Source organism: Mucilaginibacter sp. PAMB04168, assembly GCF_039634365.2.
Taxonomy (GTDB): Bacteria; Bacteroidota; Bacteroidia; order Sphingobacteriales; family Sphingobacteriaceae; genus Mucilaginibacter.
Map to the genome: position 1 here is coordinate 1,703,414 of NZ_CP155079.2, position 24,256 is coordinate 1,727,669.

31 protein-coding genes are annotated in these 24,256 nt (G+C 41.3%); 10 read left to right on the forward strand and 21 right to left on the reverse strand.

Going from position 1 to position 24,256, the window contains the following annotated elements:
• Position 1: 1 nt before the first annotated feature.
• From ABDD94_RS07395 to ABDD94_RS07420, 6 genes are all read right to left on the reverse strand, one after another.
• Positions 2–628, reverse strand: coding sequence for a hypothetical protein (locus ABDD94_RS07395; RefSeq protein WP_345955313.1), 627 nt, complete (start codon positions 626–628; stop codon positions 2–4).
• Between the two features lie 64 nt (positions 629–692).
• A complete protein-coding gene (locus ABDD94_RS07400; RefSeq protein WP_157526377.1) occupies positions 693–1,115 on the reverse strand; it encodes an arsenate reductase ArsC in 423 nt (140 codons plus the stop codon).
• Positions 1,112–1,537, reverse strand: a complete 426-nt coding sequence (gene arsN2, locus ABDD94_RS07405; protein WP_345955314.1) for an arsenic resistance N-acetyltransferase ArsN2 — start codon at positions 1,535–1,537, stop codon at positions 1,112–1,114. The genes ABDD94_RS07400 and arsN2 overlap by 4 nt, the downstream gene beginning before the upstream one ends.
• A 10-nt stretch (positions 1,538–1,547) precedes the next feature.
• Entirely contained in the window at positions 1,548–2,120 is a 573-nt protein-coding gene (locus ABDD94_RS07410) for a DUF6428 family protein (protein ID WP_345955315.1), read from the reverse strand.
• 53 nt (positions 2,121–2,173) lie between these two features.
• Positions 2,174–2,503: a metalloregulator ArsR/SmtB family transcription factor gene (locus tag ABDD94_RS07415; protein WP_157526371.1), complete on the reverse strand. Its 330-nt coding sequence runs from the start codon at positions 2,501–2,503 to the stop codon at positions 2,174–2,176.
• Positions 2,504–2,928: 425 nt separating this feature from the next.
• Positions 2,929–3,255, reverse strand: a complete 327-nt coding sequence (locus ABDD94_RS07420) for a hypothetical protein (RefSeq protein WP_345955316.1) — start codon at positions 3,253–3,255, stop codon at positions 2,929–2,931.
• Between the two features lie 110 nt (positions 3,256–3,365).
• Here ABDD94_RS07420 and ABDD94_RS07425 point away from each other — a divergent pair, with 110 nt between their 5' ends.
• Entirely contained in the window at positions 3,366–3,737 is a 372-nt protein-coding gene (locus ABDD94_RS07425) for a hypothetical protein (RefSeq protein ID WP_345955317.1), read from the forward strand.
• A gap of 39 nt (positions 3,738–3,776) precedes the next feature.
• Here the strand turns inward: ABDD94_RS07425 and ABDD94_RS07430 are convergent, their stop codons facing one another.
• From ABDD94_RS07430 to ABDD94_RS07460, 7 genes are all read right to left on the reverse strand, one after another.
• Positions 3,777–4,232, reverse strand: a complete 456-nt coding sequence (locus tag ABDD94_RS07430; RefSeq protein ID WP_345955318.1) for a hypothetical protein — start codon at positions 4,230–4,232, stop codon at positions 3,777–3,779.
• 201 nt (positions 4,233–4,433) lie between these two features.
• Positions 4,434–5,984 carry a hypothetical protein gene (locus tag ABDD94_RS07435; protein ID WP_345955319.1) on the reverse strand — a complete coding sequence of 517 codons (1,551 nt, stop codon included), beginning with the start codon at positions 5,982–5,984 and terminating at the stop codon, positions 4,434–4,436.
• Positions 5,923–6,300 (reverse strand): hypothetical protein, encoded by a 378-nt coding sequence (locus ABDD94_RS07440; protein WP_345955320.1) that lies wholly within the window; start codon positions 6,298–6,300, stop codon positions 5,923–5,925. The genes ABDD94_RS07435 and ABDD94_RS07440 overlap by 62 nt, the downstream gene beginning before the upstream one ends.
• Before the next feature lie 118 nt (positions 6,301–6,418).
• On the reverse strand, positions 6,419–7,111 hold the full coding sequence (locus tag ABDD94_RS07445) for a hypothetical protein (RefSeq protein WP_345955321.1): 693 nt from the start codon (positions 7,109–7,111) through the stop codon (positions 6,419–6,421).
• A gap of 87 nt (positions 7,112–7,198) precedes the next feature.
• Complete coding sequence (locus ABDD94_RS07450; protein ID WP_345955322.1) at positions 7,199–7,342, reverse strand: hypothetical protein; 144 nt, start codon at positions 7,340–7,342, stop codon at positions 7,199–7,201.
• 65 nt (positions 7,343–7,407) lie between these two features.
• Positions 7,408–8,349 carry a hypothetical protein gene (locus tag ABDD94_RS07455; RefSeq protein ID WP_345955323.1) on the reverse strand — a complete coding sequence of 314 codons (942 nt, stop codon included), beginning with the start codon at positions 8,347–8,349 and terminating at the stop codon, positions 7,408–7,410.
• An 83-nt stretch (positions 8,350–8,432) separates the two neighbouring features.
• Entirely contained in the window at positions 8,433–8,936 is a 504-nt protein-coding gene (locus ABDD94_RS07460) for a terminase small subunit (protein ID WP_345955324.1), read from the reverse strand.
• Between the two features lie 133 nt (positions 8,937–9,069).
• Here ABDD94_RS07460 and ABDD94_RS07465 point away from each other — a divergent pair, with 133 nt between their 5' ends.
• Together ABDD94_RS07465 and ABDD94_RS07470 are read left to right on the forward strand one after the other, a co-directional pair.
• On the forward strand, positions 9,070–9,411 hold the full coding sequence (locus ABDD94_RS07465; protein WP_345948263.1) for a hypothetical protein: 342 nt from the start codon (positions 9,070–9,072) through the stop codon (positions 9,409–9,411).
• Between the two features lie 44 nt (positions 9,412–9,455).
• Complete coding sequence (locus tag ABDD94_RS07470; protein ID WP_345955325.1) at positions 9,456–9,962, forward strand: GNAT family N-acetyltransferase; 507 nt, start codon at positions 9,456–9,458, stop codon at positions 9,960–9,962.
• An 80-nt stretch (positions 9,963–10,042) separates the two neighbouring features.
• Here ABDD94_RS07470 and ABDD94_RS07475 read toward each other — a convergent pair whose 3' ends face one another.
• Entirely contained in the window at positions 10,043–10,453 is a 411-nt protein-coding gene (locus tag ABDD94_RS07475; RefSeq protein WP_345955326.1) for a hypothetical protein, read from the reverse strand.
• Positions 10,454–10,547: 94 nt separating this feature from the next.
• Positions 10,548–10,703: a hypothetical protein gene (locus tag ABDD94_RS07480; protein ID WP_345948260.1), complete on the reverse strand. Its 156-nt coding sequence runs from the start codon at positions 10,701–10,703 to the stop codon at positions 10,548–10,550.
• Positions 10,704–10,896: 193 nt separating this feature from the next.
• Here ABDD94_RS07480 and ABDD94_RS07485 point away from each other — a divergent pair, with 193 nt between their 5' ends.
• A complete protein-coding gene (locus tag ABDD94_RS07485) occupies positions 10,897–11,592 on the forward strand; it encodes a S24 family peptidase (protein ID WP_345948259.1) in 696 nt (231 codons plus the stop codon).
• Positions 11,593–11,609: 17 nt separating this feature from the next.
• Here the strand turns inward: ABDD94_RS07485 and ABDD94_RS07490 are convergent, their stop codons facing one another.
• The 6 genes from ABDD94_RS07490 to ABDD94_RS07515 form a co-directional block, all read right to left on the reverse strand.
• Positions 11,610–12,110 (reverse strand): hypothetical protein, encoded by a 501-nt coding sequence (locus ABDD94_RS07490; protein ID WP_345955327.1) that lies wholly within the window; start codon positions 12,108–12,110, stop codon positions 11,610–11,612.
• Positions 12,111–12,269: 159 nt separating this feature from the next.
• Positions 12,270–12,629, reverse strand: a complete 360-nt coding sequence (locus tag ABDD94_RS07495; RefSeq protein WP_345955328.1) for a response regulator — start codon at positions 12,627–12,629, stop codon at positions 12,270–12,272.
• Between the two features lie 198 nt (positions 12,630–12,827).
• A complete protein-coding gene (locus tag ABDD94_RS07500; RefSeq protein WP_345955329.1) occupies positions 12,828–15,602 on the reverse strand; it encodes a pitrilysin family protein in 2,775 nt (924 codons plus the stop codon).
• A gap of 129 nt (positions 15,603–15,731) precedes the next feature.
• Positions 15,732–16,301 carry an HAD family hydrolase gene (locus ABDD94_RS07505; protein WP_345955330.1) on the reverse strand — a complete coding sequence of 190 codons (570 nt, stop codon included), beginning with the start codon at positions 16,299–16,301 and terminating at the stop codon, positions 15,732–15,734.
• 8 nt (positions 16,302–16,309) lie between these two features.
• Entirely contained in the window at positions 16,310–17,599 is a 1,290-nt protein-coding gene (locus ABDD94_RS07510; protein WP_345955331.1) for a glycosyltransferase family 1 protein, read from the reverse strand.
• 37 nt (positions 17,600–17,636) lie between these two features.
• Positions 17,637–18,608, reverse strand: a complete 972-nt coding sequence (locus ABDD94_RS07515; protein ID WP_345955332.1) for a glycosyltransferase family 4 protein — start codon at positions 18,606–18,608, stop codon at positions 17,637–17,639.
• A gap of 563 nt (positions 18,609–19,171) precedes the next feature.
• On the opposite strand from ABDD94_RS07515, the gene ABDD94_RS07520 reads away from it, so the two are divergent.
• The 6 genes from ABDD94_RS07520 (at position 19,172) to ABDD94_RS07545 (ending at position 24,256) form a co-directional block, all read left to right on the forward strand.
• Positions 19,172–19,558, forward strand: a complete 387-nt coding sequence (locus ABDD94_RS07520) for an RNA-binding protein (RefSeq protein WP_345948252.1) — start codon at positions 19,172–19,174, stop codon at positions 19,556–19,558.
• 408 nt (positions 19,559–19,966) lie between these two features.
• Positions 19,967–20,245 carry a hypothetical protein gene (locus tag ABDD94_RS07525; RefSeq protein WP_345955333.1) on the forward strand — a complete coding sequence of 93 codons (279 nt, stop codon included), beginning with the start codon at positions 19,967–19,969 and terminating at the stop codon, positions 20,243–20,245.
• A 139-nt stretch (positions 20,246–20,384) separates the two neighbouring features.
• Positions 20,385–20,897, forward strand: coding sequence for a DUF3347 domain-containing protein (locus ABDD94_RS07530; protein ID WP_345955334.1), 513 nt, complete (start codon positions 20,385–20,387; stop codon positions 20,895–20,897).
• 164 nt (positions 20,898–21,061) lie between these two features.
• Complete coding sequence (locus ABDD94_RS07535) at positions 21,062–22,348, forward strand: citrate synthase (protein WP_345948249.1); 1,287 nt, start codon at positions 21,062–21,064, stop codon at positions 22,346–22,348.
• Between the two features lie 89 nt (positions 22,349–22,437).
• Positions 22,438–23,376, forward strand: a complete 939-nt coding sequence (locus ABDD94_RS07540) for a glycoside hydrolase family 43 protein (protein WP_345955335.1) — start codon at positions 22,438–22,440, stop codon at positions 23,374–23,376.
• 82 nt (positions 23,377–23,458) lie between these two features.
• The gene (locus ABDD94_RS07545) at positions 23,459–24,256 is read left to right on the forward strand and encodes an alpha/beta hydrolase-fold protein (RefSeq protein WP_345955336.1); all 798 of its coding nucleotides are present in this window, start codon (positions 23,459–23,461) and stop codon (positions 24,254–24,256) included.

Consider the following 24,256-nt stretch of genomic DNA (forward strand, 5'->3'; position numbering starts at 1 on the left):
ATTATTTCCAGTTTTCTTTGAATTTAGAAGCGGCAAAAAGCATTTCTGCGGTCACCAATTTAGCCTGTGCCTCGTATTGTTCATTAGTTGCATCCGCAGCCAATGGCGCATATTGTAATTTCACCGCAAACTTATCTTTGCTGGCCAGCAGCGATGCCGAACTTTCCTGCGCCAGTACGTGAATAACTTGCGGATTAGATGCTGTAGTTTCTAATGTTACCGAACCGCCCTGGTCGTTGTATTTGATTTCATTGCCGTTTACTTTAAAGCCAAGTTTTGCCAATGCGGGTGCAACTTTCGCAGAGGTTGCCGAACCTGCCAAGACAATCTTAACATCGTTTATACCGTAAGAAGCCAGTGCTGCTTTTAATACCGCCATCGCTACAGGCGCACTAAAACCGTCATCGCCCAAAAATTCCACGATCACTGGCTGTTTCCGGGCCCTGGTCGTTATTCCCAACTGTTGTATGCCGCCAAGTACATCCTGACGATCATAAGTGACAGCGTTACTCTTTTTGAGCAGTTTGAATGATTGTGCCAGTTCTGGAAAAACAGGTTCGGCCACAGGTGCGAAAGCGGAACTTACTACCAGTAAAGCCGCTAAAAATACAAAGGAAAATTGTTTCATGATTTAAGTTTTTAAGATTAATTGGTTTATTGCTATTTAACGATAGAATTGGTTAAAAAAACAGTTAGTTAACGTGTTCATTTACAAAGTCAGCAGCATAAACTTTGATCATATCCCTCACACGGCGAAACTCATTTATTACTTGTTCGGGTGTGCCGGTTGCTTTGGCCGGATCAGGAAAATTCTCATGGAAACGTTCTACCTTGCCGGGAAAGAACGGACAAGCTTCGTTCGCATTATCACAAACGGTGATCACCTGATCGAATGAGATAGCCTGATACTCATCCACGTGATTAGAGGTATGCCCGGAAATATCGATATGATCCTCAGCCATTACTTGCACAGCTTTGGGATTGACACCATGTGTTTCGATACCCGCACTGTAAACGTTGGCTTTATCGCCTGCAAAGTAACGAAGGTAACCTTCAGCTAACTGACTGCGGCAGCTGTTACCGGTGCAAAGCACTAATATATTTTTCTTGCTCATAATGTTTTTTTCATCACTATTGCCGACACCGGACAAACATGGCTGAATTCAGTTGATTGCTGTATTTCTTGGGGCACTTCGACCCTCGTTATTCGAACAAAGCCTTTCCGTTCAAAGTAATCAGGCGCGGTTTCCGTTAAGAGGTACAAAGCCGATAAGCCTTTAAGTTTACTCACTTTATCCAGCCGTGCCAGCACTTTGGCTGCTATCCCTGTTCCGCGATAGTCTGATTGGGTGGCTAAAGACCGAAGCAAGCCGAACTTCCCGTAAACTTCAACGCCACCAACTCCTACGACTGAACCATCTTGAATGGCTACGATAAAGTTGTCGAGTGTTTTTGGCAGATCTGCTACTGGCAGCTTTTCAGCTGCCAGCAGTTCGATCACTTTATCTTTATAGGGTTGGGCCTCGTCGAGTATCATCTTTAATTTATTAGCAGCAGCCGCCACCTGGTGTGCAGCAAGCTTCAGCAGGAGCAGCAGCGAGGTTCACTAATTGTATTTTCGGTTTTTCGGCAACGGCAGGTGCACAGCATTCTTCACCGTTATCGTTCGTACCACAACTGCCACCACGGCTTATGGCTTTGCATTGTACTGCATCTGGGCGCAGGTCAACTGTTAAAGCGTTGCCATCAATGATCATTTCATTAGGAAACATCTGGCGGGTATCAAATTCGGAATTGCCGAATTCAATCTTCACCGTACCGTTCGGATTAAGCGGCAGCATTTTTTCAACAATATCAACGATTGATAAGGCCTTAGCAACTTTCATTGAGCGTAGCTGTTGCTCGCCTTCAGGAACCCATAGCTGGACGATGATCTCTGTCCAGGCATTCATTAAACCACCACAGTCAACGGATGTAATCGGCGCTTGCTTAATTTCGGTGATATGGTAGGCCGCATCAACTAATTTGCCTTCTGCGTATTGAAATTGCAGGTCAAGATCAGGATGCTGTAATAAGGTATCTTTAAAGGTTTTCCAGTTAATCGCTTCTGCTTTATTCATGGCTTTCTATTTATTTAATATTGTAATATTACGATGGATTAATTCAAATTTTTTTAACAGCAGGTCGCTTTCACATCAAAGGCGGAAAAAAAACTGCCCATCTGTTCTTTTAGCTCGTTCCAAACCGGTGGATTAATACAGTAACAAACGCTAACGCCTTCAATTGTGCCTTGTATCAAACCGGCGTTCTTCAGTTCTTTTAAATGCTGTGAAATGGTCGGCTGCGCTAAACCCAGTTCATCCACCAGGTCGCCGCAGATACAAGTATTCGATTTGATGATCTCCTGTAAAATAGCGATACGTGCAGGATGTGCGATTGCTTTCAGCATCACAGCTAACCTGTTCTGTTCGTCGGTGAATATTTCTGTTTTAGTTAAGCCCATTGTTTTATATTGCAATATTACGATTAATATTTTTATAAAATCAAATTTCCGTGAAAATTATTAATCCTACTCTATTTGCATCCGCTATTCCTGCCTGAAAAAAAGACTTAAGAACATCAAAGAATCACTTTTAAAATGGCTGCCATTAAAGTTCATTTTGTTGTTTTAAATTCAGTAAACAATTTGTATATTTGAGTATTAATGCTTCTAAGCAGCGTTAAATTGAACTAAAATATTCGGTACACTTTGCGGTGTACTACTAAAGTTTGACTTTATAAGTCACTGATAATAAGTGCTTTATCTCTACTGGTTCGAATCCCAGCGGGATCACAGAAATTTTCCAACTTCTGTCGAAAAAAGCCTCACAATTGTGAGGCTTTTTTGTTTTTACCTATACAATCGGAAGTTAACACAGCGTTACGAGGTTACAGCAGTTCAGGATCGGTGCCTCCGGTATTGGAATGCGTTATTTTGCTCAAATTGTAACTAACCTCTCCGTCTTGTTGCGTACCTTTTATTAATCCTTTGTCGTATAAATTCATCAAAACTTTTTCAGCTTCACGATGTAAGTTTTGCGGGGCTTCCTGAGGTTCGTACTCGGTTAACTTAGCAGCAACATCAGGAGCAGTGCCTTCTCCCAATTGTGCCAAAGCATAAAGCACTTTGTTCTGCCAGCTATCATCGGCATGGTATGCTTCTGGAGGAGCTACTGGCTTAAATTCCTCATTAAAAGATTGATCAGCTTTATTCATAATAATATCTGAACATCATAGTCTTTCTATTGTTTCATGATGTGTTATGCATTGTTATGACAGGCAGCAATTACGAAAAGGACAATTAAATCTTTAAACTATTATTGTAAATGATTAAAGCGTATCAACTCTTCACTGGTCCTGACGGACATTCTTACTTTAAGATGGGTAACGTTTCAGAGGCAGTGATCACAAAGGCCGAATCTATTCGTTTTCAAGAATCCCCGCCAGGGTCGGTTTACGATTGGCACCCCGCGCCAATGATGCAATTTGTAATTAACCTGCGTGGAACGTTAGAGTTTACGACTTTTAATGGAGAGACATTTACGTTGAAACCTGGAGAAATTTTAATTGCCCAAGATACGACTGGCAGTGGGCATAAATGGCGGTTATTAGGTGCTGATCCGTGGCAAAGGGCTTATGTTGTTTTTGACGATACAACGGATATTAATTTTGTTCCGGAGCAAGTCGCCGACGTGTAGAAAGGGTAGAATCGATAAGTAATCTCTTAATAAGTCGGCTTATTGTTTAGTAGCTTTAAAGCGCTGTTGGTAATACCATTCCATAAAAGATACAGCTTCTTGCCACGTCAACTTGCCGTCGGAAGCCACCTGGGCGATCAAAACAGACAAGTTGTGTAAAAAGGCACTTTTTAAATCGCCTTTTAAACTCTGTATTGTTTTTATTGCACAAGCTGTTAACTGCTCTGGTGTTGAAAAGTTAGTGCAATCGTCTGCAAGCCTAAGTTGTGTAAGTATGGCAGGTAGGGCTGAACGCAATAATGATTTTATGCGGTCGTCCAGGTCGCCAGGTATAATAGCAGTTATAATATCAGCTGCTGGTGAATCAACAAAAGTCTTGATATTTTCTGTAATTACAACTCCGGTATGTATAGCTGTTTGCAATTCACATGGTATATGGGTGAACAGCTTTTGAATTGCTGTCCAAATTTTCTTTAACCAAACTGGTATTTTCATGCTATTTTCTGATTTTTATTTTAAATTGGTGATATAATTTCGAACCGTATAACACAATGCGTACAATCCAAGAAAGGGCAGTTGCACATACTACGACACAACCTGCACATGAGGATATAGCCGCAACCATTTTTAGGGTTTCATCAGTAAGTAACAAGCCTTTTATAGCAATTACATAACTGGTCAACGCAGACAAGATGCCTATTTGCGGCTTGTAGTTGAGGTAGTAGTAGAGATATTTGATGGCATTTTGCATAGTAAATCATATTTAATGAGGTTATATTGATAAATGATATTTATGAGTTTTGTTGCATATAGTGGGTCTGTTGCATAACCGGCCCTAGCAAATGCTTGTGCCTGCTCTTCTCGCGCTGTCGTGATTTCATTTTCAATTCCTGTTTCTTTTTTAGTTTCCTTGTCTGTAAATTCTCGCTGGTTAATCTCCTCTTCCTTATCTTTTTGTTCTTTTAAGATAGCCTGTTTAATTTTACCAGTAATCTCGAGTTGTTTTCTTTCTTCATCGGCTGCTTTCTGTGCCTGTGCAGCTTCTTCCAGTCTGCCCTGAACCGATAACTCAAAAGCCAGGTTTTGCTGCTCGTTAACTTTGTTTAAAACAGCCTTCTCTTCAATGTCTAACTTGGATAACTTTTCTTTCGTTTCATTTTCCAGTTCTGTTAATGACATTTCTTTGGTATCCACTTGGTACTGCAATGCTATTTGGAGGATGTCTTTATGGTATTCATCCAGCTTTTTTGCTTCCTCCTCCTGAAACTTTTTCTGAATAGCTCCTAACGCAGCTGCTTCCTCTTTTTTGAGTTGTTCAAGTGTTACCCGATTATCTTTATATTTTTCTATTAATGTTTTAAAATGGTTTTGCGTATCATGAATTTCTTTAGCGTAGTCTTTTAATAACGACTCGGCCATCCGGGCTTGTGAGGCAAGAAGTTCATCATGGGCCTCCTTGTCTTTGCTGTTTACTTCTTGTTTAACAGTTTTTTGACGAGTAACGTTGCCATCAGAGGTTTTTGGTACCTTTATGCCTTGTTTGTATGCTTCTTTATACGTGCTAACTATCTCATCAGCAAAGCCTATAACGCCATCTTTGGCCTTTTTAAAGGTGCTCACAATATTTTGTCCTATACCTTTAGCATTTGCAGACAGTTGGCTATATCCTTGTTTAACTTGACTTAAATCAAGGTGAAGAATACCTTGTAGTATGGTTTTAAACGGCTTGAGTTGTTTAGAAATAAATGAAAGAACATCATTCCAAACCGATTTAATTCTATCAACTGGATGGATGATAAAATTAAAAATGCTTTTACCTAAAGACTCAAGAACCCCTTCTACTTTTTCAACTACTTTGCCAACAACAGCCAAACCGCCTGCAAAAACCTTTTGGCCTTCACTGCTTTTTGTAAGCCATTTTGTTAAAGATTCTAATACCAACGTTATTAAACCTAATCCGGTTGCCTTGATTGCTCCACCGACACTCTGAAAGCCGGTCTTAATAACGGAAAGCCCATCTTTCATTGCATTAAATCCTTTCGAAGCAGATTCTAAGTTTGAAGCGAAATCTGAACCAAATTTGCTTCCCTCGTCTTTAAGCCCTGTAAACGCATCTGTTACAGCATCAACGCTTTTAGCTTTCAGATCAAGCGTTTCGACGTTTTTCTTAAGTTGTTTTTCTTGATCAGCTATTGTAGATGTCAAGTGTTCTATCAACCCATTCAGCTTTACAGCTTTTAGCATCATCGCCTTTCGCAGCAGTAACTTTATTGTACTGATTTTTTAATGATTCGAGAAGTGCTTGATTGCGTTGTAATGAACCCTCATTAAGTTTAAGTGCCTTTGTATTTAGGTCAACTTTCTTTTCAGCTTCACTTAATGCTTGCTTAGCTACTCTTATGTCTGAAGCTAGCGTTTGATATCGTTTACCAGTTGTCTTGCCACTTTCATCAAGCTTTTTCTGCTTTTCGAGAAGCTTGTCAATGGCAGTATTTAACTTATTTATTTCTCCCTTCAAAGCACTGGAATCTTTTTTAACACTTTTTGTAATATCGTCTTTCATAAAATTGTTTAAGTATGCCGATTGGCATAATTTAGTTTATAGTAATTACCACTTGTTGTCTTTCCGACAATGTTTGTATTACAAACATTGTCGGAAATTTAAAAGGGTGTATTTAATATTATTGCGATGACAGTCTTGCTTTCTTAAAAGCCGCAGGTTCACCTCCTAGGGTTATGTCTAACGGGTCGACGTAATAGTAATCGTCGGCATACACATAATTCAATGGCAATTTCGGCATTTCACTTCTTGACAATAATTGCTTGTTAGGTTTGATCGCGAACCATTTTTGAGCAGAGGTAGCGAGATCTTTAGTCGGCATTTGTGCCGTAAGGCTGTCTTTTAAAAGTAGTGTTCCGATACAAAAGGTTTTATATTTAAACATAGAGTCTCGGTCAATAGTCGCTTCTGAATATATCATTACCGGTTCATGCGATTTCGAGTTGGTATCCAATTGTGTAATTCGGTTTGACTTATCCCATTCCGGAATATTCATTTCATTGATAGCTTTACTTAGCTCAGCATGATCAAGAGGGCGGATACGCCTGAAAAGTGTAACACCGAAATAAGCCGTGTCTCTTAGTCGTGACGTATCAGCATAAATAGGATCATTTTCTTTTGCGTGGCTCCAATTGCCCATTATAGTGTTTTCTTGAAACCGTCCGACGGCCATCGCCCCAACAATTACGAATATACCTGTAGCAATAAGCCCAAAAGATCTCTTTCTCCAAGTACTTCTCCACGGTATGGTACCGTTAAAATGTCCTATATCGTCTAATGTATCCCAAAGATCACTTCTTTTAAAAATCCCCATAAGGTTTCAGTTGCTAATTGTATTGATAAATATAATACTCATTTTCCAAACATGCAACGTTATGAACACTTAAATAAAGTTTAGTACTTAGCCAAGCTTCACCAACTCCACTTTAGTAGGCTGCCCTTTACGCCAGCTATCAATTTTATTAATGTAATAATAAGCGCTATCTTGCTGCAGGTAAATGGGTACGAGGAGGTCAAGTTCCAGTATATCGCGTGGAGTAAGCATAAACCAGCGTACTACTTTCTTGGTTTGCTTGAGGATGTGTTCTAATTCGGGATAATAAATACTTTTTAGACCCTTATATTACTGCTGCCGTTGCCTGGCATATCAGCCCAACATAGGTTATGCTGCCCGTCGGGTTTATAAAAGTAGGGTGTCGATATAATGTCATTCACTACTATAGAGCCCCCTTTCCCATCTTCAAACGTAACTGTTGTACTATTCGTGAGCTTGCATTTCTCATCTACCAACAGGCGGGGTTGGGTGTTGATACTGAATTCGCCTTCGTTGTTAGCTTTTTTTACTAACGCTATAGTGCCATTGACAAATGTGCTGTTGAGGGTAGGCGCAAATTGTCCTTCAAACAACTGAGCGGTAGGGGGCAGGGTTTTGTCATTTACGTCGATTTGGGCTTGCCCCAACGTTTTGGGGATAATGGCTTCATCTTCTTTGTACTTTAAAATATTAGCCTGGGCATATTCGCCCAGTTTAAAGCTGATGCTTTTACCTTGATCCAGACACTTTCCTGTCCAGTCTCTGGCACGCGGCACGTTAGCCACAATGTCGCGCAGTGAGGCCAGGTTAACTATTTTTTTTAAAGCGTCTGTTTGGCAAATAATGCCAAAGCGTTGAAGCGTATCTTTCAGCAAATCTTTCTGATTTATATCAGGCAGTATACGCTCACACTGCACAGTACGGCCAGGCTGTACATTGTTTTTCTTTTCCGTTACCGTGAAACGAGCACCCGATAATACCGTTCCATTGGTATCGCTGTCGCTAATGTCATAACTTACTCTTACCGACTGGCCTGCTTGAAGTGTTGCTGTAACGCTAAGTATCTGAGAGGCTTCATGGCCTTTCCAGCCAAAAGAGAGTCTGCCTAACCGGCCTCTGGGATAACTGCTGCTGTTATAAGTTTTGCTGGCCAAGTCTTTAACACTGTTATTGTTAGCCGGATCAATTAAACGGAGTGTGAGCGTAACAAAATATTTATATAAAACAGAGGTTTGCATACAAAAAGGTTATGTACCAACAGCCAAACCGCATGCAGGTCATGTGAATTAATGAAAAAAAGAAATATGAGTAAGCTAAGTGACTAAATCACCACGTCCTGCTCCTGGCATGCCGGAACGACGGCAGTTTCTATAATTTCGATTTTGATTGAAAGGGGAGTAGGTTGGCTATCTGCAACCTTTTCGGTTGCTTTATCAAGCCATCCTAAGCTTTTTAAAGCAAATATGGCACCTGTAGACGGCTGCGTAAGCAACTGTTTTTCATATTCATTCTCAACCCTAAGCCTCGCCCTTTTTAAAGCGGAGGCAAATTTGCCCTTGTTTTCGTAGGTCTCAAAAGCTTGCAGGCTATCAAAGCCTAAATGTAATGCCAAGCCAGTTAACGTTGCAGGCTGAGGCGACCTGTCCCAAACCTTTTGCTCACATACTTCGGGCAAATTTTTTCCTATTGGCTTAAGAGGCAGCATCTCTAAGTGGTATTCTCCTTCAATCCAGGTAAAATATTCGGTAATGCAATTATCGATTTGGTCTGCTGTAGAAAACAGAATAGGTTTGCGCTTCAATATGATAAGTTTGCCGATTGGCATAATTGAATTGTAAAAGTAGGTAAAATATCTCACAAATGCAAATATTTTTAGCAAAATTTATTGCATATAGAAAGGTTGAAAAAACTGTAATAAATGCATGGTTAAATTTATAAGTATTAATCATCTTTGCAGTATGAGACCGGGAGATAAAGTAGTTTGTATAAACGACAAGATTGACGCTGATAAAATGGAAGAGATCCGCCAGGACTTTGAAATTTGGGTTACTAAGGATAAAGAATATACCATACGTGAAATTTTGGACAACAGTGGTATTGTTACCGGCGTGTTGCTCGAAGAAATTCACAACTTTCCTAAGTTCTTCAAACTGATCAACCGCTTTCAGGAACCAGCCTTTGCTATCTGGCGCTTCCGGAAGCTAAACTATGCAACAGCACAGCAAGCCGAAGAAGCCAGTGAAGAACTGGTTGAGGTAGGCGTAAAGGAATCAGAAGCCGAAAAAACCAAAAAGGCTTAGTGTTTTTTAATCACATCAATCAAAGACTTTTATTATAACCAAATATGAACATTCGTTTGGCTACACTTCAGGATATAGAACCCATTATGCAGCTTGTTAAGCAAGTGGTGCCTATAATGCAGGCTACCGGCAATTTGCAGTGGGATGATACCTATCCTAATGCCGAGGTGTATACCGGCGATGTAAAAGCCGGACAATTGTGGGTAGCCGAAGTAGACGGTAAGCTGGCCGGCGTAATCGCTATTGTTGATGGCCAGGAGCCAGAATACGCCCAGGTATCTGGTTGGGATATTACCGAGCCTGCAGTTGTAGCACACCGTTTAGCTGTCAGTCCTATTATGCAAGGTAAAGGTATTGCTGCGGCTTTATTGCATCAGTGTGAGGTTGTGGCGGCTCAACGTAATGTTGAATTGATTAGGCTTGATACCAATACTGTTAACCGGCCCATGCAAAATCTTTTCTTAAAGCTGGGGTACAACTTAGGCGGCGAAATTACGCTTAACAAAAGGCCCGGCCTTCGTTTTATGGCATTCGAAAAACGCTTAGTTTAATACTGCAAATTTTTTGTTCAGCTCTAACGGCGTAATATAATATACCATTTATGTTAAATATGCTATTCGGCATACTTAGATCAAAAATCAAGATCATAAGCATAGGTTTCTGTTTCCACCAGCTGCGTTAATATTGTTTTCAGTAATGCCTCGCGTGCCCACTGCTGTTCTATAGGTGAAGCATCGTATTGATACCAATGTAATGGCTCACTAATTTGGATACGGGTAGGGAATAGGTACTTTTTTTTGCTGTGCATACGGGTGCCTTCGTAGCTGTTCATATGCTCGGTTTTTATGATTTTAGTAAGGTATTTAACAGGTATGTTCAGTTGCAGACACTCATCAAGTTTGTTTTTGTAATCCTGCTTGTCTTCAAGCCATAGCGTGAGGGTTTGCCCATTCAGCTCGTGATCGGCAATGGCAATACGGCTGTAGGTGTAATCAACAGAAATTATCAGCCACCACAGCTCATTCCGTGTTTTTAAGTTCATTCTTATCATGATATTCAATATTTAAAATTTAAAACGTAGTAGGCCTATGCTTTTACTGAGTAATTGCCGTAAGCAAGTACCGTTTTGGATCTGCTTATTTAAAGGTTGGTTTCCAGTCGGGCAAATATTGCTGAATTGAAGCAATCTCTTTTTGATACTTTTCACAAGCGGCCTTGTATCCCTTATACCTTAATTTATCATGGCGTTTTAAAAATGGATTACCTTTTAAGTGTTGAATTGGTTTGTCCATGATGTTTTGTAAAGACGAATAAGCGATATACATAAAGGTGCAGTTTTAAGGTTTTACGATAGAAGAACAGCTAAATGAATTTCTTTATTTGGATAATTCATTTTTTTTGTATTTCTTTGAATTGTACAGAACAAATATAAAGAAAATTCTGTATTACAATCAAGATAAAGTTATCCACATTTTTAGATTATTTATGGAAAGTACCTCCAGATCATCCAAGATTAAAACCATAAGACCAGAGACACTCGAGTTTATTATTTTATATAATCAACTCAAAGGCAGAGCATTTAATGGTAACGCTGAGCTGGCTGAAGCGCTTGGTTTTAACTCGCCCAGTTCTATTACAGAGATTATAAAGAGCAGGCAAAATATAGATACAGAGAAGCTGCGAATATTTAAAGAAAAATTTGCAGCGTTTCTTGATGGTAGCGTTAAGCCACCGGTGGCTGCGCCTGTAAAGAAACCTTTTATCGGTATACCTATGTATGAAGTGACGGCTACTGCATCAGGTGTGGAGGTATACAATGATATTAATGACACACAACCGGTGGGCCATATGTACTTTCCGGGCATAGAGGATTGCGATTTTGCATTGCCGGTATGGGGGCATTCTATGTATCCGTATCTGGAAAATGGTTGCTGGGTTGCGTTAAAGGTAATACATGATAAAAAAATTTTACCTGGTGAAGTGTATTATATTGAGTGGGGTGACTACAGGATGTACAAGCGATTGTTGACTGCTGATAAAGATGATGAGGTGATTGCGCATTCGGACAACACAACTGAGATGATTGCCGGACGATTAAAGTATTCGCCCTTTACCATCAAAAAATCTGAAATAAAAAAGTTGTGCTTAGTGAAAGACATTCACAAAAAGCACAACCACTAATATTTGTTAAAAAGCTGTTATTCCTTATTACAGTCGGTTGGCTCCAGTTTAACCGAATAGGGGGCAGCAGCGTCTGTTACCTGCCTGCCTGTTTTCGAATCCGCTTTCAAGGGTTTTTGCAGCAGGCCGGTATGGTTTAATCTGAAGGCTACGGCCATAGTATCTGTGCTGCCTTCTTGCATAAAGGTCCATATTGCTTTTATGGACTTATCGGCTTGCATAGTACCTGCAATTGTGCCTTTGCGGCTATCTTTCTCATAAATTTCTTCAATCATTCGGCCACTCACTTTATTGTTTTGAATGTGCAGCTGAACATATAGTGTATCACGCGATTGTGCCCCGCTTACATAAAGGTAGCATCCGTCTTGTGTGCGTTTAGAGACTTTGCCGGGTTTTATGCGATGATTGGTGGAGTCGGCCTCGTTACTTTGGTTTGTGGAACTTTTACAGGCAGTAATTAAAGTAACCGCCGTTATGATTAAAGTTGTAAGTGAAAATACCGCTTTCAAATTCTTCATAGTGAGTTGGAGTGTTTAAACGATTGTTGCATATTAACCGACGCCATGCTTTTTTGTTGCACAAACGGACGTTAATATTACTTTTCTATGAAAGACGAAAATAGTTACGAGCTTGATACACGCTATTGCATTTACTGAGGAGCTTGGGCGTACTATTGATCAGCTTTTGTTATCTGCATAAGAGCGAATAAGTTGACTTAAAGCGCTGATATTAAAAGGCTTCTCTAAAAAACCATTGGCGCCGCTTTTTTCAGCAAGTAGTTCAAGGTTAGGCATTGTCGATACCAGTATTACAGGGATATGCTGTAAAGCCGGGTTGGCTTTAATGAATTTGCACCACTCACTGCCACGCTGGCCCGGTAACAATTCGTCCATTAAGACCAGGTCGGGTTTAATTTCGTCAAAACGTTCGGCAATAGTACCATCTTCAGATGAAATCACTTCATAGCCTTCATCTTTAAGTATATAATCCATAATCTCGCTGATGTCCGGATTATCCTCAATAACTACAATCTTCACGCTTTTTTTCTTATTAATTAAATTGTGGTGTTAAAAACAAATATACGTTTATTTCCCAAATACGATAAGTAGTACAACAAAATGCTATAGGGTTTTAGAATTCTGCTTTCTTTTAGGTCCTCGCACAGCTTTTTCTTAATAAGAAAAAAGAAAGCCCCTTTAGCGCTAAGCAGAAGGGGCTTTCTTGGTTAAACCTAATTATTTGGTTTCTGTAGGCTTCTTTTTTGCGAAATCGCCTGCTTTAACAATACTAATTTTGGTAGGATCATAGTACTTTTTAGCAGCAGCGTTAATTTGTGCAGTAGTTAATTTACTGACAGCGTCATCCATTTTTTGCCAAAATGCAATGTTCTCGCCGTAATAGCTGTAAGTGTTTAATGTGCCGGCAAGCACATTGTCTTGAGCCAGGCTTACACCACGCGATTGCAGATAGCCTTTTTTTGCTTCGGCAACCTCCTGGTCGGTAAAGCCATCTTTAATCACCTTTTCTATTTCTTCTTTAAATGCTGCATCTAAACGGGCTGCATTTTCAGGGGCGTATATAGCATAAAATTGCGTAACGCCAGTGTTTTGGTCAAAGTAACCAGCAGATAGGCCAGAACCTACACCATAGCTAATACCTTCTTTTTGACGAATGCGGTTAGCTAATCTCGAGCTTAAAGCTCCGCCGCCAATCATATAGTCGGCCATAATCAGAGCCGGATAGTCGGCATCTTTCATGCTAAGCTTTAATGGCTGTAAGCCAATGAAAAAAGCGTTGGCTTTATCAGGCGTTTCGATGCTTTTGTTAAGTGTTGCAAAATCTTTGCGTTTAGGAATAAGCCTGGCAAATGTTTGTGGGCTTTTCCAGTTGCTAAACTCCTGCGTTATAATGCTTTTAGCTTGCGCCGCATCAAAATCGCCTATAATGGAGATGTATGCATTTGATGCGCCGTAAAAATCTTTATAAAAATTTTTAACGTCGGCCTCGCTTACTGCCTTGTACATGGCAATCGACTCATCTATAGTCGAAACATAACGCGGGTCAGTCTTCTCATAAGGATTTGTATAACGTTGCAGCTCAATCACCGCAATATTTGTAGGCTCGCTGCGCTGCTGTTCGGTAGCGGCAATGCGTTGTTGTTTAATCTTATCCAACTCATCTCCTGGAAACGAAGCCTCTTTCAAAATTTCGGCCACCAATTTCAATACTGCCGGGAAATTCGCTTTATTGGTTTCAATACTAACCTGCAAATTGTTTGCGCCGCCACTGAACCCTACACGGGCCTTCAACTTATCCAGTTCATCTTGTATTTGCTGGCGAGTTTTGTTTTTAGTGCCTTTGTTGAGCATAGAGGCAGTAAACGATGCGGCTGTGCCTTTGCCTTGTAAAGCAGCCTCGTTACCAAAGTAAAAGTTCATGTTAGCCACTACTACCTCGCCGCGCGTTTGCTTGGTGAGGGCATTCAGTGTGATGCCGCCTATTTTACTTACAGTTACACGTTTTTGAATATTGGCAGGGCTGGCATCAAAAGCTTCACCCTGGGCAATAGTCTGCGAGCCGGTATAGCCCTTCAACATGGCTGCCAGATCTGGCGTGGCCGGAACTTCGGCACGTTCCGGTTTTTCTGTTGGAACAAAAACACCCAATGTGCGATTCGAGGGTTTGAAGTACTTGTCGGCCACTCTAACCACATCACCTGGTGTTACTTTTTTAAGTTGATCGCGCTGATAAAATAGTAAGCGCCAATCACCCTGTGCAATATATTCGCTCAGGTTTAAGCCAACATTTTCTGAAGAATTTAAAGCCAGTTCAATATCTTTCAGTTGTTTGTTCACAATACGTTCAACCTCAGGTGCGGTAGGCTTTTCGGCAGAGAAGGTTTCAACTGTGCTTAATAAAATATCTTTTGCTTCATCAATATTTTTATCTTTCGGTACCTCCACATTAAACAAGGCCACACCCGGGTCGGCGGTTTCATAATCATAACCGCTAATGCGTGTTGCCTTTTTAGGCTCAACAAGCTTTTTATACAAGCGTCCGGATGGCTGATCGGTCAATAAGCCAATCAGTACATTCAATGGTTGTGTGTCGGGGTGAGGGCCAGACGGAACGTGGTAACCGGTAGTAATAGCCTGTATGTCACCTACACGGCGCAAAGTAACTGTGCGCTCGCCATCTTGCACCGGCTCAACAGTATAATTGGCGGGTAATATACGGGCCGGTTTGGCTATACTACCAAACTTTTGATTAATGGCGGCCAAGGTTTTGGTGGGGTCGAATTTGCCAGCTACCGTAAGTATAGCGTTATCGGGTTGATAATATTTGCGATAGAAAGCCTGCAGCCGGTCGATAGGTACTTTTTCTACATCGGCACGGTTTCCAATGGTTGATTTACCGTAGTTGTGCCACAGAAACATTGTAGACAACACACGCTCGCTTAGTATACGCTGCGGACTGTTTTCGCCCGATTCCATCTCGTTGCGAACCACGCTGAATTCTTTGTCCAGTTCAGTTTTTGCGATGTATGAATTTATCATACGGTCGGCTTCCAAATCAAGCGCCCAGTTAAGGTTTTCGTCAGTTGAGGGGACGGTTTCGTAATAATTGGTTCGATCGAGCCAGGTTGTACCGTTAAAGTCGGCACCATGAGCGTTTAATTCCTGGGGGATATTGCGGTGCTTAGGCGTTCCTTTAAAAACCATGTGCTCCAGCAAGTGGGCCATACCGGTTTCGCCATAGTTTTCAAATTTAGAACCTACCAGGTACGTAATGTTAACGGTTGTTGTTTGCTTGGTTTGATCAGGAAACAACAATACACGCATACCGTTGGCCAGCTTGTATTCTGTTATTCCTTCTACCGCAGTTACTTTGACTGGGGCAGGTAATGCTTTGGCGGCTGCTTTTTTGGCGGTAGCCTTTTGCGCCATAACAGGCATAGTGCACATGGCCGACAATGCACAAGCCAGCATTGTTTTTTTAATAGTTACCATATTAATTAGCGATATTAGATTTTGCACCTAATATAAACTATTAATCGATAAGCCAAATAATATGCTGATTGATTTTATGAGGTAAGAGGGTAGCTACAAATTAATTATTGCTTAAAGGTGCCGGCAAATCTAAAGTGCACGCTCGTTTGCCAAAATAAAATTTGCAGCTTCACTCAAATTTTTACAAACATAAGTAGGCTCGCGGTAGGCATTGTTTTTTAACCACTCAGTCTCGCCGCCGTTATCAATGAGTATGCTACGGCAGCCTGCACGGTTACCGGCCTCTACATCATTCAAAATGTCGCCTATCATCCACGATTGGTTTAAGTCGATAATCAATTCTTCGGCGGCCTGCAAAAGCATGCCTGGCTTAGGTTTGCGAAAATTGCAGGACACATTATAGGGCTCAACTGTTCCTTCGGGATGATTGGGGCAGTAATAAAAACCTGCTAAATTTAAATCATGTTCGCCTAAAATTTGCTGCAGGTGTTGCTCAACAGCAGGTAAGGCTGTCTCTGCAAAGTAGCCACATGCAACACCTGCCTGGTTGGTTACCATAACCAGCAAATACCCATCATCTCTCAGTCGTTTTAAACCTTCAATGGTGCCGGGCAGCAATGTGATGAGGTCGGGGTTTACGTTGTAAGGTACGTCCTTAATTACAGTGCCGTCTTTATCTAAAAAAATAGCTTTGTTCATAGATGTTATTAAGCAGCTTTAACTTTTTCTTTGCTTAACTGCTCTAATAAACCTTTGTGATTTACAGCTATTACCTTATCGTATAACGCGGCTAACTTATCAGTAACGTGCGACCAAGTAAAGTAGTTATTTACCCGCTTTAACGCATTTTGCCCCAGCACTTGCAATTGTTTGGCATCGCTTACTAACTCCTCAATCTTACCAGCCAAAGCCGACGGATCTTCTGGTGGTACCAAAGCACCTGTTTCGCCATCTACAACGGTATATTTTATGCCACCAACATTGGAGCCAATTACCGGTGTGCCGCAAGCCATGGCCTCAAGTGGTGTAATACCAAACGGCTCGTACCACGGAGTACTGATGAAAATATCTGCAGCCGCATAATAGAATTTAAGTTGCTCGCGGCTTTTACGGCCCGTGAATTTAATGCACATCTCCACACCATGTTCGGCAGCTATTTTCTGTAAGCGGCCCAACTCAGGGCTTTCGGCAGGATTAGGAATTTCACTTTCGCCGCCGACGATAAGCAATTGTACAGATTGAGGATCTTTAAGATAGCTTAATGACCGTATAACGTTATCAACCCCTTTACGAGGTACCATACGGCCTAACTGCAATATAATATGTTTATTAGCATCTAACCCCAATGATTTGCGGGCTACTTTCTTTTCTATAGGATAAAATTCCTGGTGACTGAAACCACAAGGTATGACCACGATTTTGTACGACGGCGCTTTGTAATAATTCATCAGGTCATCGCGGTCCTGAGGGCACTCGGCAATAATATAATCTGCTTTTTTAACAATATCTTCCTCGATTTGTAAGCGTTGAGGCGGAAACTGGTCGCTGTTGCCTTGATGTATACGCCTAACATGCCCTAAAGCATGGAAGGTTATGGCAAAAGGGATATTTAAAATGCATTTTAAGTTTGCTGCTACAAGGCCCGACATGAAAAAATGGGCGTGTACTAAATCGTAATTAACGCCCTCCGCACTGATAAAATCAACCATGCTTTGCGTAAATTCCGGCATAAAGTCCAAAATATTTTCTTTGGCAATTACCTCTACCGGGCCGGCTTTTACATGTACAACGCGCACCCCAGGCACCCAGTTAATTGTTTGCGGTAGTGATGCATCTTCCCAACGGGTAAACACATCTACCTTATAACCTTTACGGGCCAAATATTTAGCCGTTTGAGCAACATATACGTTTTGGCCGCCAGTGTCAACGCCGCCCAGTGTAGCCAAAGGGGAGGCATGCTCACTGATAAACGCAATATATGGCTGGTTAACTTTCATAGATGGTATTTTAGAGATTATTCAGTATTATATAGGATCAGGAAATATATATCGAACTTTTTGATTGCTGTGCTACATTTTTAAACAGCTGCTCCCACTCATGGGTAAACCGCATAATGTTAAACCGGTTTTGAGCCAGCTCTCGGCCTCCGGCGCCAATCTGCCGGGCCAGCTCAGCATCTTCAAGCAACAAATTCATTTTATCGATCAGGTAATTCACGTCGGTATGTATAAAGCCCGAGTGGCCGTTATCTATCACTGCCGAAAGTTCGGTTGTGGCCAGTCCTACAACGGGTATACCTTGCATTAAAGCTTCACAAACGGCAAGTCCTAAACTGGTATAGCGTATAGGATTAAAAAAGAAACGGTATTGTGATATAAATTCGGGCAACTGGGGGTGCAAAACTTCACCTAAACCTAAATCGCCGGTTCCCATACCCACAAGGTCAATTGGTACATGCTCGCGTACTTTCAAAAAAATGTCCAGGCCTAACAAACGGCCTCGTAGGGGTAAGTTATTAATCACTACAATACCTCTGGCTTTCTCGCCTGTATAAAGTGCATCTGGTGCGGTTACGCCGTGTTCAATTACAGTTGTTGGCGTTTCGCCACAATCCCACATTAACTTATTGAAGTGGGTAACGTGTACTAAATTAACGTTAGGATCGTTTACCGCATGCTTTGTGTCTGTAGGATGCTGACGTGGTGGATCATGTTCAATGTATACTTTAGGCAACTCGCGTTGCTCTGCCGATAAGATTTCGTACTGATCGATCAGGTAGTTTTGATTGGTTTGGTATAGAATGATATCAAATTCTTGATTTTTAACTTCTTCTGCCGAAATTTCAATCACATTTTTCTTAAAAGGAAAAGTCTCGCCTCGGCCATAATAACCCTCAGTCTTCTCTGGTTTGGTAGGTATATAGATGTCATAATTACCTTGGGAAAGGTAAAAAAGGTAACTTCCGTGTATGTGCCAGGTGAAAATTTTTAAACGTGAATTTGTCATAGTATTGAATTCTGGCACATTCAGTTCAATTATGACACCAAAAGCCAATACTAGTACAATCCTGTATGTCAGAAGCGGTTCTGCCACATTTTCAGAAGCGCTTCTCTGTACACCTTGTATACTTTAATATACTCTGCTTTCAACTAATAGTTTAATTTGAAAATAACTTATCAACAAATGTTAAGATAAAGTGTGGATAAGGGCGCCATGTTGTAGGCGGACAGTTACATACCCACAGGTAATAGTGTTATTTTAAAGCCTGCTTTAAATAGTATAGCATAAGGTCACATGGTGTTTATTGTAATAGATACTACGTATTGAACCGCATCGTTCAATAAACCAATAGGCTGAAGCTTCGGCGGGGCTGGAGAAACATGTTTCAGTAAGTCAGCGCTTTCCCTGTCGCCAATTGTAAAAGCGGTAAGACTTATGAGTAAAAAGGAGGTTTTTATTCGTAATTAATTTTTATTTTTTTTTGACGAACAAATATTCAACTAATTCAGAAATTTTTATGTTAATTGCGTTGTTAAGCAACCATGCTTAATAATTGAAAATTTAAATTGATGAATATTTTTGTAGGAAGCCTTCCTTATCGCTTAGAGGAAGCAGATTTAAAAGAACTCTTTGAGGCATACGGAGAGGTAAACTCAGTAAAGTTAATTATCGACAGAGAAACCGGCAGAAGCAAAGGTTTTGGCTTTGTTGAAATGCCAGATGACGAAGCTGCGCAAAAAGCTATTTCAGGTCTTAACGGTGCTGAAGTAAGCGGCAGAAGCATTGCTGTAAGTCAGGCTGAAGAAAGAAAACCAAGTGGCGATCGTCGTGGTGGCGGTGGCTTCGGCGGCGGCAACCGTGGTGGCGGTGGTGGCTACGGTGGCGGTGGCAACCGTGGCGGCGGCGGTGGTGGTTATCAAAAAGATAACAACCGCGGCGGTGGTCGTTGGAACTAATATATAATTTAAAACGCCGGATGGACATTTTTCATCCGGCGTTTTAATTAGTGAATGCTGAGCTTCCCGGCTCGCTATTTTGTTTTTTACGTCTGCTCTGCACGACGTCTATTTTATGTGGTTGCTGCCCATACTGGGATTGCTTGCACTATTCCTTTCCATTTTCGTAATGGTTTATTCTGATATACTTTTTTAATAGCCCTCTTTACAACTTTTTTGAATAGAAAGTTTTAAAAGGAAAAGCCTTGGCGAAACCCCTGATTTTTAAGTTGTTTCGTTGTTCGTTAGCCTGCTTATATTGCTAAAGTAGCATAACGTTTGCTTTGTCATTAAACCATCATGTTGATTTGTTGTCTTAAACTTATAACAACGCAATAGTATAATGATAATTTAAAACAGGATACGACTATGAAACGAATAACATTTTTAGCAGCATTTATAGTAACTCTAATTACTTTCGGCACCGCAAAAGCACAGGTAAGCGGTCACATAGGTATAAATTTTGGACAACCTGCTTATTATGCACCTGCACCACGTGTAGTAGTGGTTGACAGAGGTCCGGTTTACGATTATCCCGTAAGAAGTTATTACCGCCGCCCTGTGGTTGTTCGCCGTCCGGTAATAGTTCATCACCGCTATTATGGCCATCCGGGCCGTGGCCATGCTTACGGTCGCGGAAGGTGGTAAGCAATATGTAAAGATGAAAAGCCCCTGGTAAAGCCAGGGGCTTTTTAGTTTGCAACTGATTAAAGGTTGTGTATACAGTTACACATGCGCGTTTAAACACAAATACTTAACTTAGCCGCTGTAACATAACTACATTATCATGAAAAATTATAGATTCATATTTGCTTTATGGATGGTTTTAGCGGCGGCTGCTTGCCAACAAGCACCCAAGCAAGAAAGCGTAGCTGAAAGTGCTGACAACAAGGATGCTTCTTCTATGCAAACCGATACTATAAAAGTTTATAAGGCTTATCTTCAGGTAAAGGATAACCTGGTTAAAAGTGATGGTAGCGCTGCAAAAAAATCTGCCGGTGATTTGGCAGATCATTTAAAAAAGATAAAAGGCTGTAGTGAGGCAGAGGACCTGGCTGATAAGATTGGCGACACGGAAGATGTAAAATCGCAACGCATGTTGTTTTTACAATTAAGCAATGATGTTATTCCGTTAATAAAAGGCATGAGCAATAAAGCCGCGCCTGTTTACGTAGCTTATTGTCCTATGGCTAACGAAGGTAAAGGTGGTTATTGGTTATCGGCACAAAAGGAAATTAAAAATCCATATTACGGCGATGAAATGCTGGAGTGTGGTGAAATAAAAGAAGAAATTAAATAGAACAAAAATTATAATGAATTGCCTTTAGGCTAAACTTTAGCCTTCAACAAACAATATAAGCGTTGCTTGTATTTATGTTAGGTAAATTTTAAGTGATAAACTTTATCTGCAACGGTGAATAATGCCATATTTATTTACATTTGCTGCGGATACAACTCAGAATTATGTCGGAAACAGCACAACTGAAAATTGGTGATAAAACGTATGATTTGCCTGTTATAGAAGGTACAGAAAATGAAAAAGCATTGGATATATCCAAGCTGCGCGATTTGACCGGTTATATTACATTAGACATTGGTTATAAAAATACCGGAGCAACTAAGAGCGCTATTACATTTTTAGACGGCGAGCAAGGCATCTTAAAATATCGTGGCTATCCCATAGAGCAGCTGGCTGAAAAATCAACCTTTATTGAAGTAGCTTACCTGCTTATTTACGGCGAATTGCCAACTAATGAGCAGCTGCAAAAATTTCAGTTAGAGATAAACAGGCACACATTGGTGCATGAGGACATGAAGAAGTTTTTTGATGGCTTTCCGTCAAAATCTCACCCAATGGGTCAGTTGTCATCCTTAATTGGCGCTTTAGCTGCTTTTAACCCCGAGTCGTTAGAGCCGGGCCTGAGCCCTGAGATTGTTGACCTGGAGATACACAAGCTGATTGCCAAAATGAGCACTATTGTGTCTTGGATCTACAAAAAATCATTAGGTCATCCGGTTAACTATCCGAAAAATAAGTTTGATTACGTAACCAACTTTATGTACATGACCTTCAGTCAGCCAACTGAAGCGTATGAGATAAACCCGGTAGTGATTAGTGCAATGAACAAGCTGCTTATTTTGCATGCCGATCATGAGCAAAACTGCTCGGCCTCAACCGTACGTATCGTAGGTTCATCTGATGCTAATTTGTACGCATCAATTTCAGCGGGTATCTCTGCACTTTGGGGCCCGTTGCATGGTGGCGCCAACCAGGCGGTAATTGAAATGCTGGAGCAAATAAAGGCCGATGGTGGCGATACTGATAAATGGATTGCCAAAGCTAAAGACAAAAACGATCCTTTCCGTTTAATGGGCTTCGGTCACCGTGTTTACAAAAACTTCGATCCGCGTGCTAAAATCATTAAAAAGGCATGCGATGACATACTGGAAAACTTAGGTGTAAATGACGAAGTGTTGGACATAGCCAAACGCCTGGAAGAAGTAGCATTGAAAGATCCTTACTTTGTGGAGCGTAAGCTTTACCCTAATGTTGACTTTTACTCAGGTATCATTTACCGTGCATTAGGTTTCCCAACCGATATGTTTACCGTATTGTTCGCTTTAGGACGTCTGCCAGGATGGATTGCCCAATGGAAAGAGATGAAAGAGAACAAAGAGCCTATTGGCCGCCCTCGCCAGGTGTATACCGGCGCTACTGATAGAGATTATAATGATATAAGCGGCCGCTAGTACGGCCCCACTCATACCAAAGGGTTGATAGGTTACTATCAGCCCTTTTTCTATTTTTACCGTGTAACAGAGACATATTTAAGCTACAAATGAGGTACCTTTTCACTTTATTGCTTCTTACTTTAATTGTTAGCCAGACGCAAGCGCAGCACAACCCGGTTTTGAAAGGTTGGTATGCCGATCCCGAAGGCGTTAAATATGGCCATACTTATTGGATATTTCCGACTTATTCCGCTAAATACAAAGACCAGGTGTTTATGGATGCATTCTCATCTGCCGATTTGAAAACCTGGACAAAACATCCGCATATCATCGACACCGCCGCCGTAAAGTGGGCTAATAAAGCCATGTGGGCACCTGCGGTATTAAAAAAGGGTAGTAAGTATTATTTATTTTTCGGCGCGAATGATGTTCACCCGGGTGAGGTAGGTGGCATAGGTGTAGCAGTGGCCGGCAAACCCGATGGCCCTTATAAAGATTTACTGGGCCGACCACTTATAGATACTATAGTAAATGGTGCACAACCCATTGATCAATTTGTGTTTCGCGATAAAGATGGCTCTTACTACATGTACTATGGCGGCTGGGGGCATTGTAATATAGTGAAACTGAAAAAAGATTTCACTGGCATTGAGCCGCTGCCCGATGGTACTTTATATAAGGAAATTACGCCTGACCATTATGCAGAGGGTCCATACATGTTTCTGCGAAATAACAAGTACTACTTCATGTGGTCCGAAGGGGGCTGGACCGGGCCCGATTATAAAGTGGCGTATGCTATTGCCGATTCACCTTTCGGTCCGTTTAAACGGGTTGCTACTGTTTTAGAGCAAGACCCTAAGATTGCTACAGGTGCCGGGCATCACTCGGTTATTCATTCTGCAAAAGATGATAAGTACTATATCGTTTACCATCGCCGCCCACTCGATCAATCTGGCGCGAACCGACGGGTAGTTTGCCTGGATGAAATGCTGTTTGACAAGCAAGGGCACATACTGCCTGTAAAAATGACCTTAAGCCGGAAGTAGTACCTCATGAAGGAGTACAGGTTGTTGTTAATCTTTTTAAAAGTTGGCAGGGCTATTGTATATGATGTGGCATACGATCATCATGGATAACGAACCACAACAAGACCCAATAAGCGAAGAACAACATACGGCCAGCCCGCAAGTACATATATTAGACGAGCATTTTCACATGCCCGAATTGCAGAGCCAGCGCAGGGTGTGGCTGTACCTGCCAGCAGAATATGAGCAATCAGACATAAGCTATCCGGTTATTTACATGCAGGATGGTCAAAACCTTTTTGATCAATATACCGCAAGCTACCAGGAGTGGGGCGTGGATGAAGTGATGGACCACCAGTTTTACCATAAAGCCTGCATTATAGTAGGAGTTGACCATGGCGAGGAAAGTCGTATCAACGAATATAATCCTTACGATTCTGAAGAACATGGTGAGGGGAGAGGCAATGCATACGCAGCATTTTTAGTGAATACGTTAAAACCTTTTATTGATAGTAATTACCGCACACAGTCCGATGCCCGGCATACCGCCATTGTAGGCAGCTCAATGGGTGGTTTAATAGCCGCTTATGCTGCCCTGAAACACCCGGAAACTTTTGGTAACGCAGGCATATTCTCCCCAGCATTTTGGATAGCTAAAGAAATTTATGCCTTTGCGCTCGAAGCCGAAAATTTAAGCAACTCCCGCTTTTATTTTGTTTGTGGCGATGCCGAAAGTGACGACATGGTGGGCGATATGCAGGGTATGGCTCAAATTGTACAAGAAAAAGTTGACCATGAGAGGCAGGTAGCCGTACAAATTATCCCTGGAGCAGGTCACAACGAGCAGCAATGGCATGATGATTTTCCAGCGTTTTATGAGTGGCTGCTACAGGGTTTTTGA

Bases quoted from the DNA above. Each gene is read 5' to 3' on its own strand.
- ABDD94_RS07455 (WP_345955323.1), bottom strand. From the start codon at position 8,349: ATGCAAACCTCTGTTTTATATAAATATTTTGTTACGCTCACACTCCGT.
- ABDD94_RS07540 (WP_345955335.1), top strand. From the start codon at position 22,438: ATGAGGTACCTTTTCACTTTATTGCTTCTTACTTTAATTGTTAGCCAG.
- ABDD94_RS07510 (WP_345955331.1), bottom strand. From the start codon at position 17,599: ATGAAAGTTAACCAGCCATATATTGCGTTTATCAGTGAGCATGCCTCC.
- ABDD94_RS07450 (WP_345955322.1), bottom strand. From the start codon at position 7,342: ATGCTTACTCCACGCGATATACTGGAACTTGACCTCCTCGTACCCATT.
- ABDD94_RS07505 (WP_345955330.1), bottom strand. From the start codon at position 16,301: ATGAACAAAGCTATTTTTTTAGATAAAGACGGCACTGTAATTAAGGAC.
- ABDD94_RS07480 (WP_345948260.1), bottom strand. From the start codon at position 10,703: ATGGACAAACCAATTCAACACTTAAAAGGTAATCCATTTTTAAAACGC.
- ABDD94_RS07415 (WP_157526371.1), bottom strand. From the start codon at position 2,503: ATGGGCTTAACTAAAACAGAAATATTCACCGACGAACAGAACAGGTTA.
- ABDD94_RS07485 (WP_345948259.1), top strand. From the start codon at position 10,897: ATGGAAAGTACCTCCAGATCATCCAAGATTAAAACCATAAGACCAGAG.
- ABDD94_RS07490 (WP_345955327.1), bottom strand. From the start codon at position 12,110: ATGAAGAATTTGAAAGCGGTATTTTCACTTACAACTTTAATCATAACG.
- ABDD94_RS07395 (WP_345955313.1), bottom strand. From the start codon at position 628: ATGAAACAATTTTCCTTTGTATTTTTAGCGGCTTTACTGGTAGTAAGT.
- ABDD94_RS07545 (WP_345955336.1), top strand. From the start codon at position 23,459: ATGGATAACGAACCACAACAAGACCCAATAAGCGAAGAACAACATACG.
- ABDD94_RS07400 (WP_157526377.1), bottom strand. From the start codon at position 1,115: ATGAGCAAGAAAAATATATTAGTGCTTTGCACCGGTAACAGCTGCCGC.
- ABDD94_RS07515 (WP_345955332.1), bottom strand. From the start codon at position 18,608: ATGACAAATTCACGTTTAAAAATTTTCACCTGGCACATACACGGAAGT.
- ABDD94_RS07435 (WP_345955319.1), bottom strand. From the start codon at position 5,984: ATGATGCTAAAAGCTGTAAAGCTGAATGGGTTGATAGAACACTTGACA.
- ABDD94_RS07500 (WP_345955329.1), bottom strand. From the start codon at position 15,602: ATGGTAACTATTAAAAAAACAATGCTGGCTTGTGCATTGTCGGCCATG.
- ABDD94_RS07520 (WP_345948252.1), top strand. From the start codon at position 19,172: ATGAATATTTTTGTAGGAAGCCTTCCTTATCGCTTAGAGGAAGCAGAT.
- ABDD94_RS07465 (WP_345948263.1), top strand. From the start codon at position 9,070: ATGAGACCGGGAGATAAAGTAGTTTGTATAAACGACAAGATTGACGCT.
- ABDD94_RS07410 (WP_345955315.1), bottom strand. From the start codon at position 2,120: ATGAATAAAGCAGAAGCGATTAACTGGAAAACCTTTAAAGATACCTTA.
- ABDD94_RS07440 (WP_345955320.1), bottom strand. From the start codon at position 6,300: ATGAAAGACGATATTACAAAAAGTGTTAAAAAAGATTCCAGTGCTTTG.
- ABDD94_RS07430 (WP_345955318.1), bottom strand. From the start codon at position 4,232: ATGAAAATACCAGTTTGGTTAAAGAAAATTTGGACAGCAATTCAAAAG.
- ABDD94_RS07535 (WP_345948249.1), top strand. From the start codon at position 21,062: ATGTCGGAAACAGCACAACTGAAAATTGGTGATAAAACGTATGATTTG.
- ABDD94_RS07470 (WP_345955325.1), top strand. From the start codon at position 9,456: ATGAACATTCGTTTGGCTACACTTCAGGATATAGAACCCATTATGCAG.
- ABDD94_RS07525 (WP_345955333.1), top strand. From the start codon at position 19,967: ATGAAACGAATAACATTTTTAGCAGCATTTATAGTAACTCTAATTACT.
- arsN2 (WP_345955314.1), bottom strand. From the start codon at position 1,537: ATGATACTCGACGAGGCCCAACCCTATAAAGATAAAGTGATCGAACTG.
- ABDD94_RS07530 (WP_345955334.1), top strand. From the start codon at position 20,385: ATGAAAAATTATAGATTCATATTTGCTTTATGGATGGTTTTAGCGGCG.
- ABDD94_RS07420 (WP_345955316.1), bottom strand. From the start codon at position 3,255: ATGAATAAAGCTGATCAATCTTTTAATGAGGAATTTAAGCCAGTAGCT.
- ABDD94_RS07425 (WP_345955317.1), top strand. From the start codon at position 3,366: ATGATTAAAGCGTATCAACTCTTCACTGGTCCTGACGGACATTCTTAC.
- ABDD94_RS07460 (WP_345955324.1), bottom strand. From the start codon at position 8,936: ATGCCAATCGGCAAACTTATCATATTGAAGCGCAAACCTATTCTGTTT.
- ABDD94_RS07445 (WP_345955321.1), bottom strand. From the start codon at position 7,111: ATGGGGATTTTTAAAAGAAGTGATCTTTGGGATACATTAGACGATATA.
- ABDD94_RS07475 (WP_345955326.1), bottom strand. From the start codon at position 10,453: ATGAACTTAAAAACACGGAATGAGCTGTGGTGGCTGATAATTTCTGTT.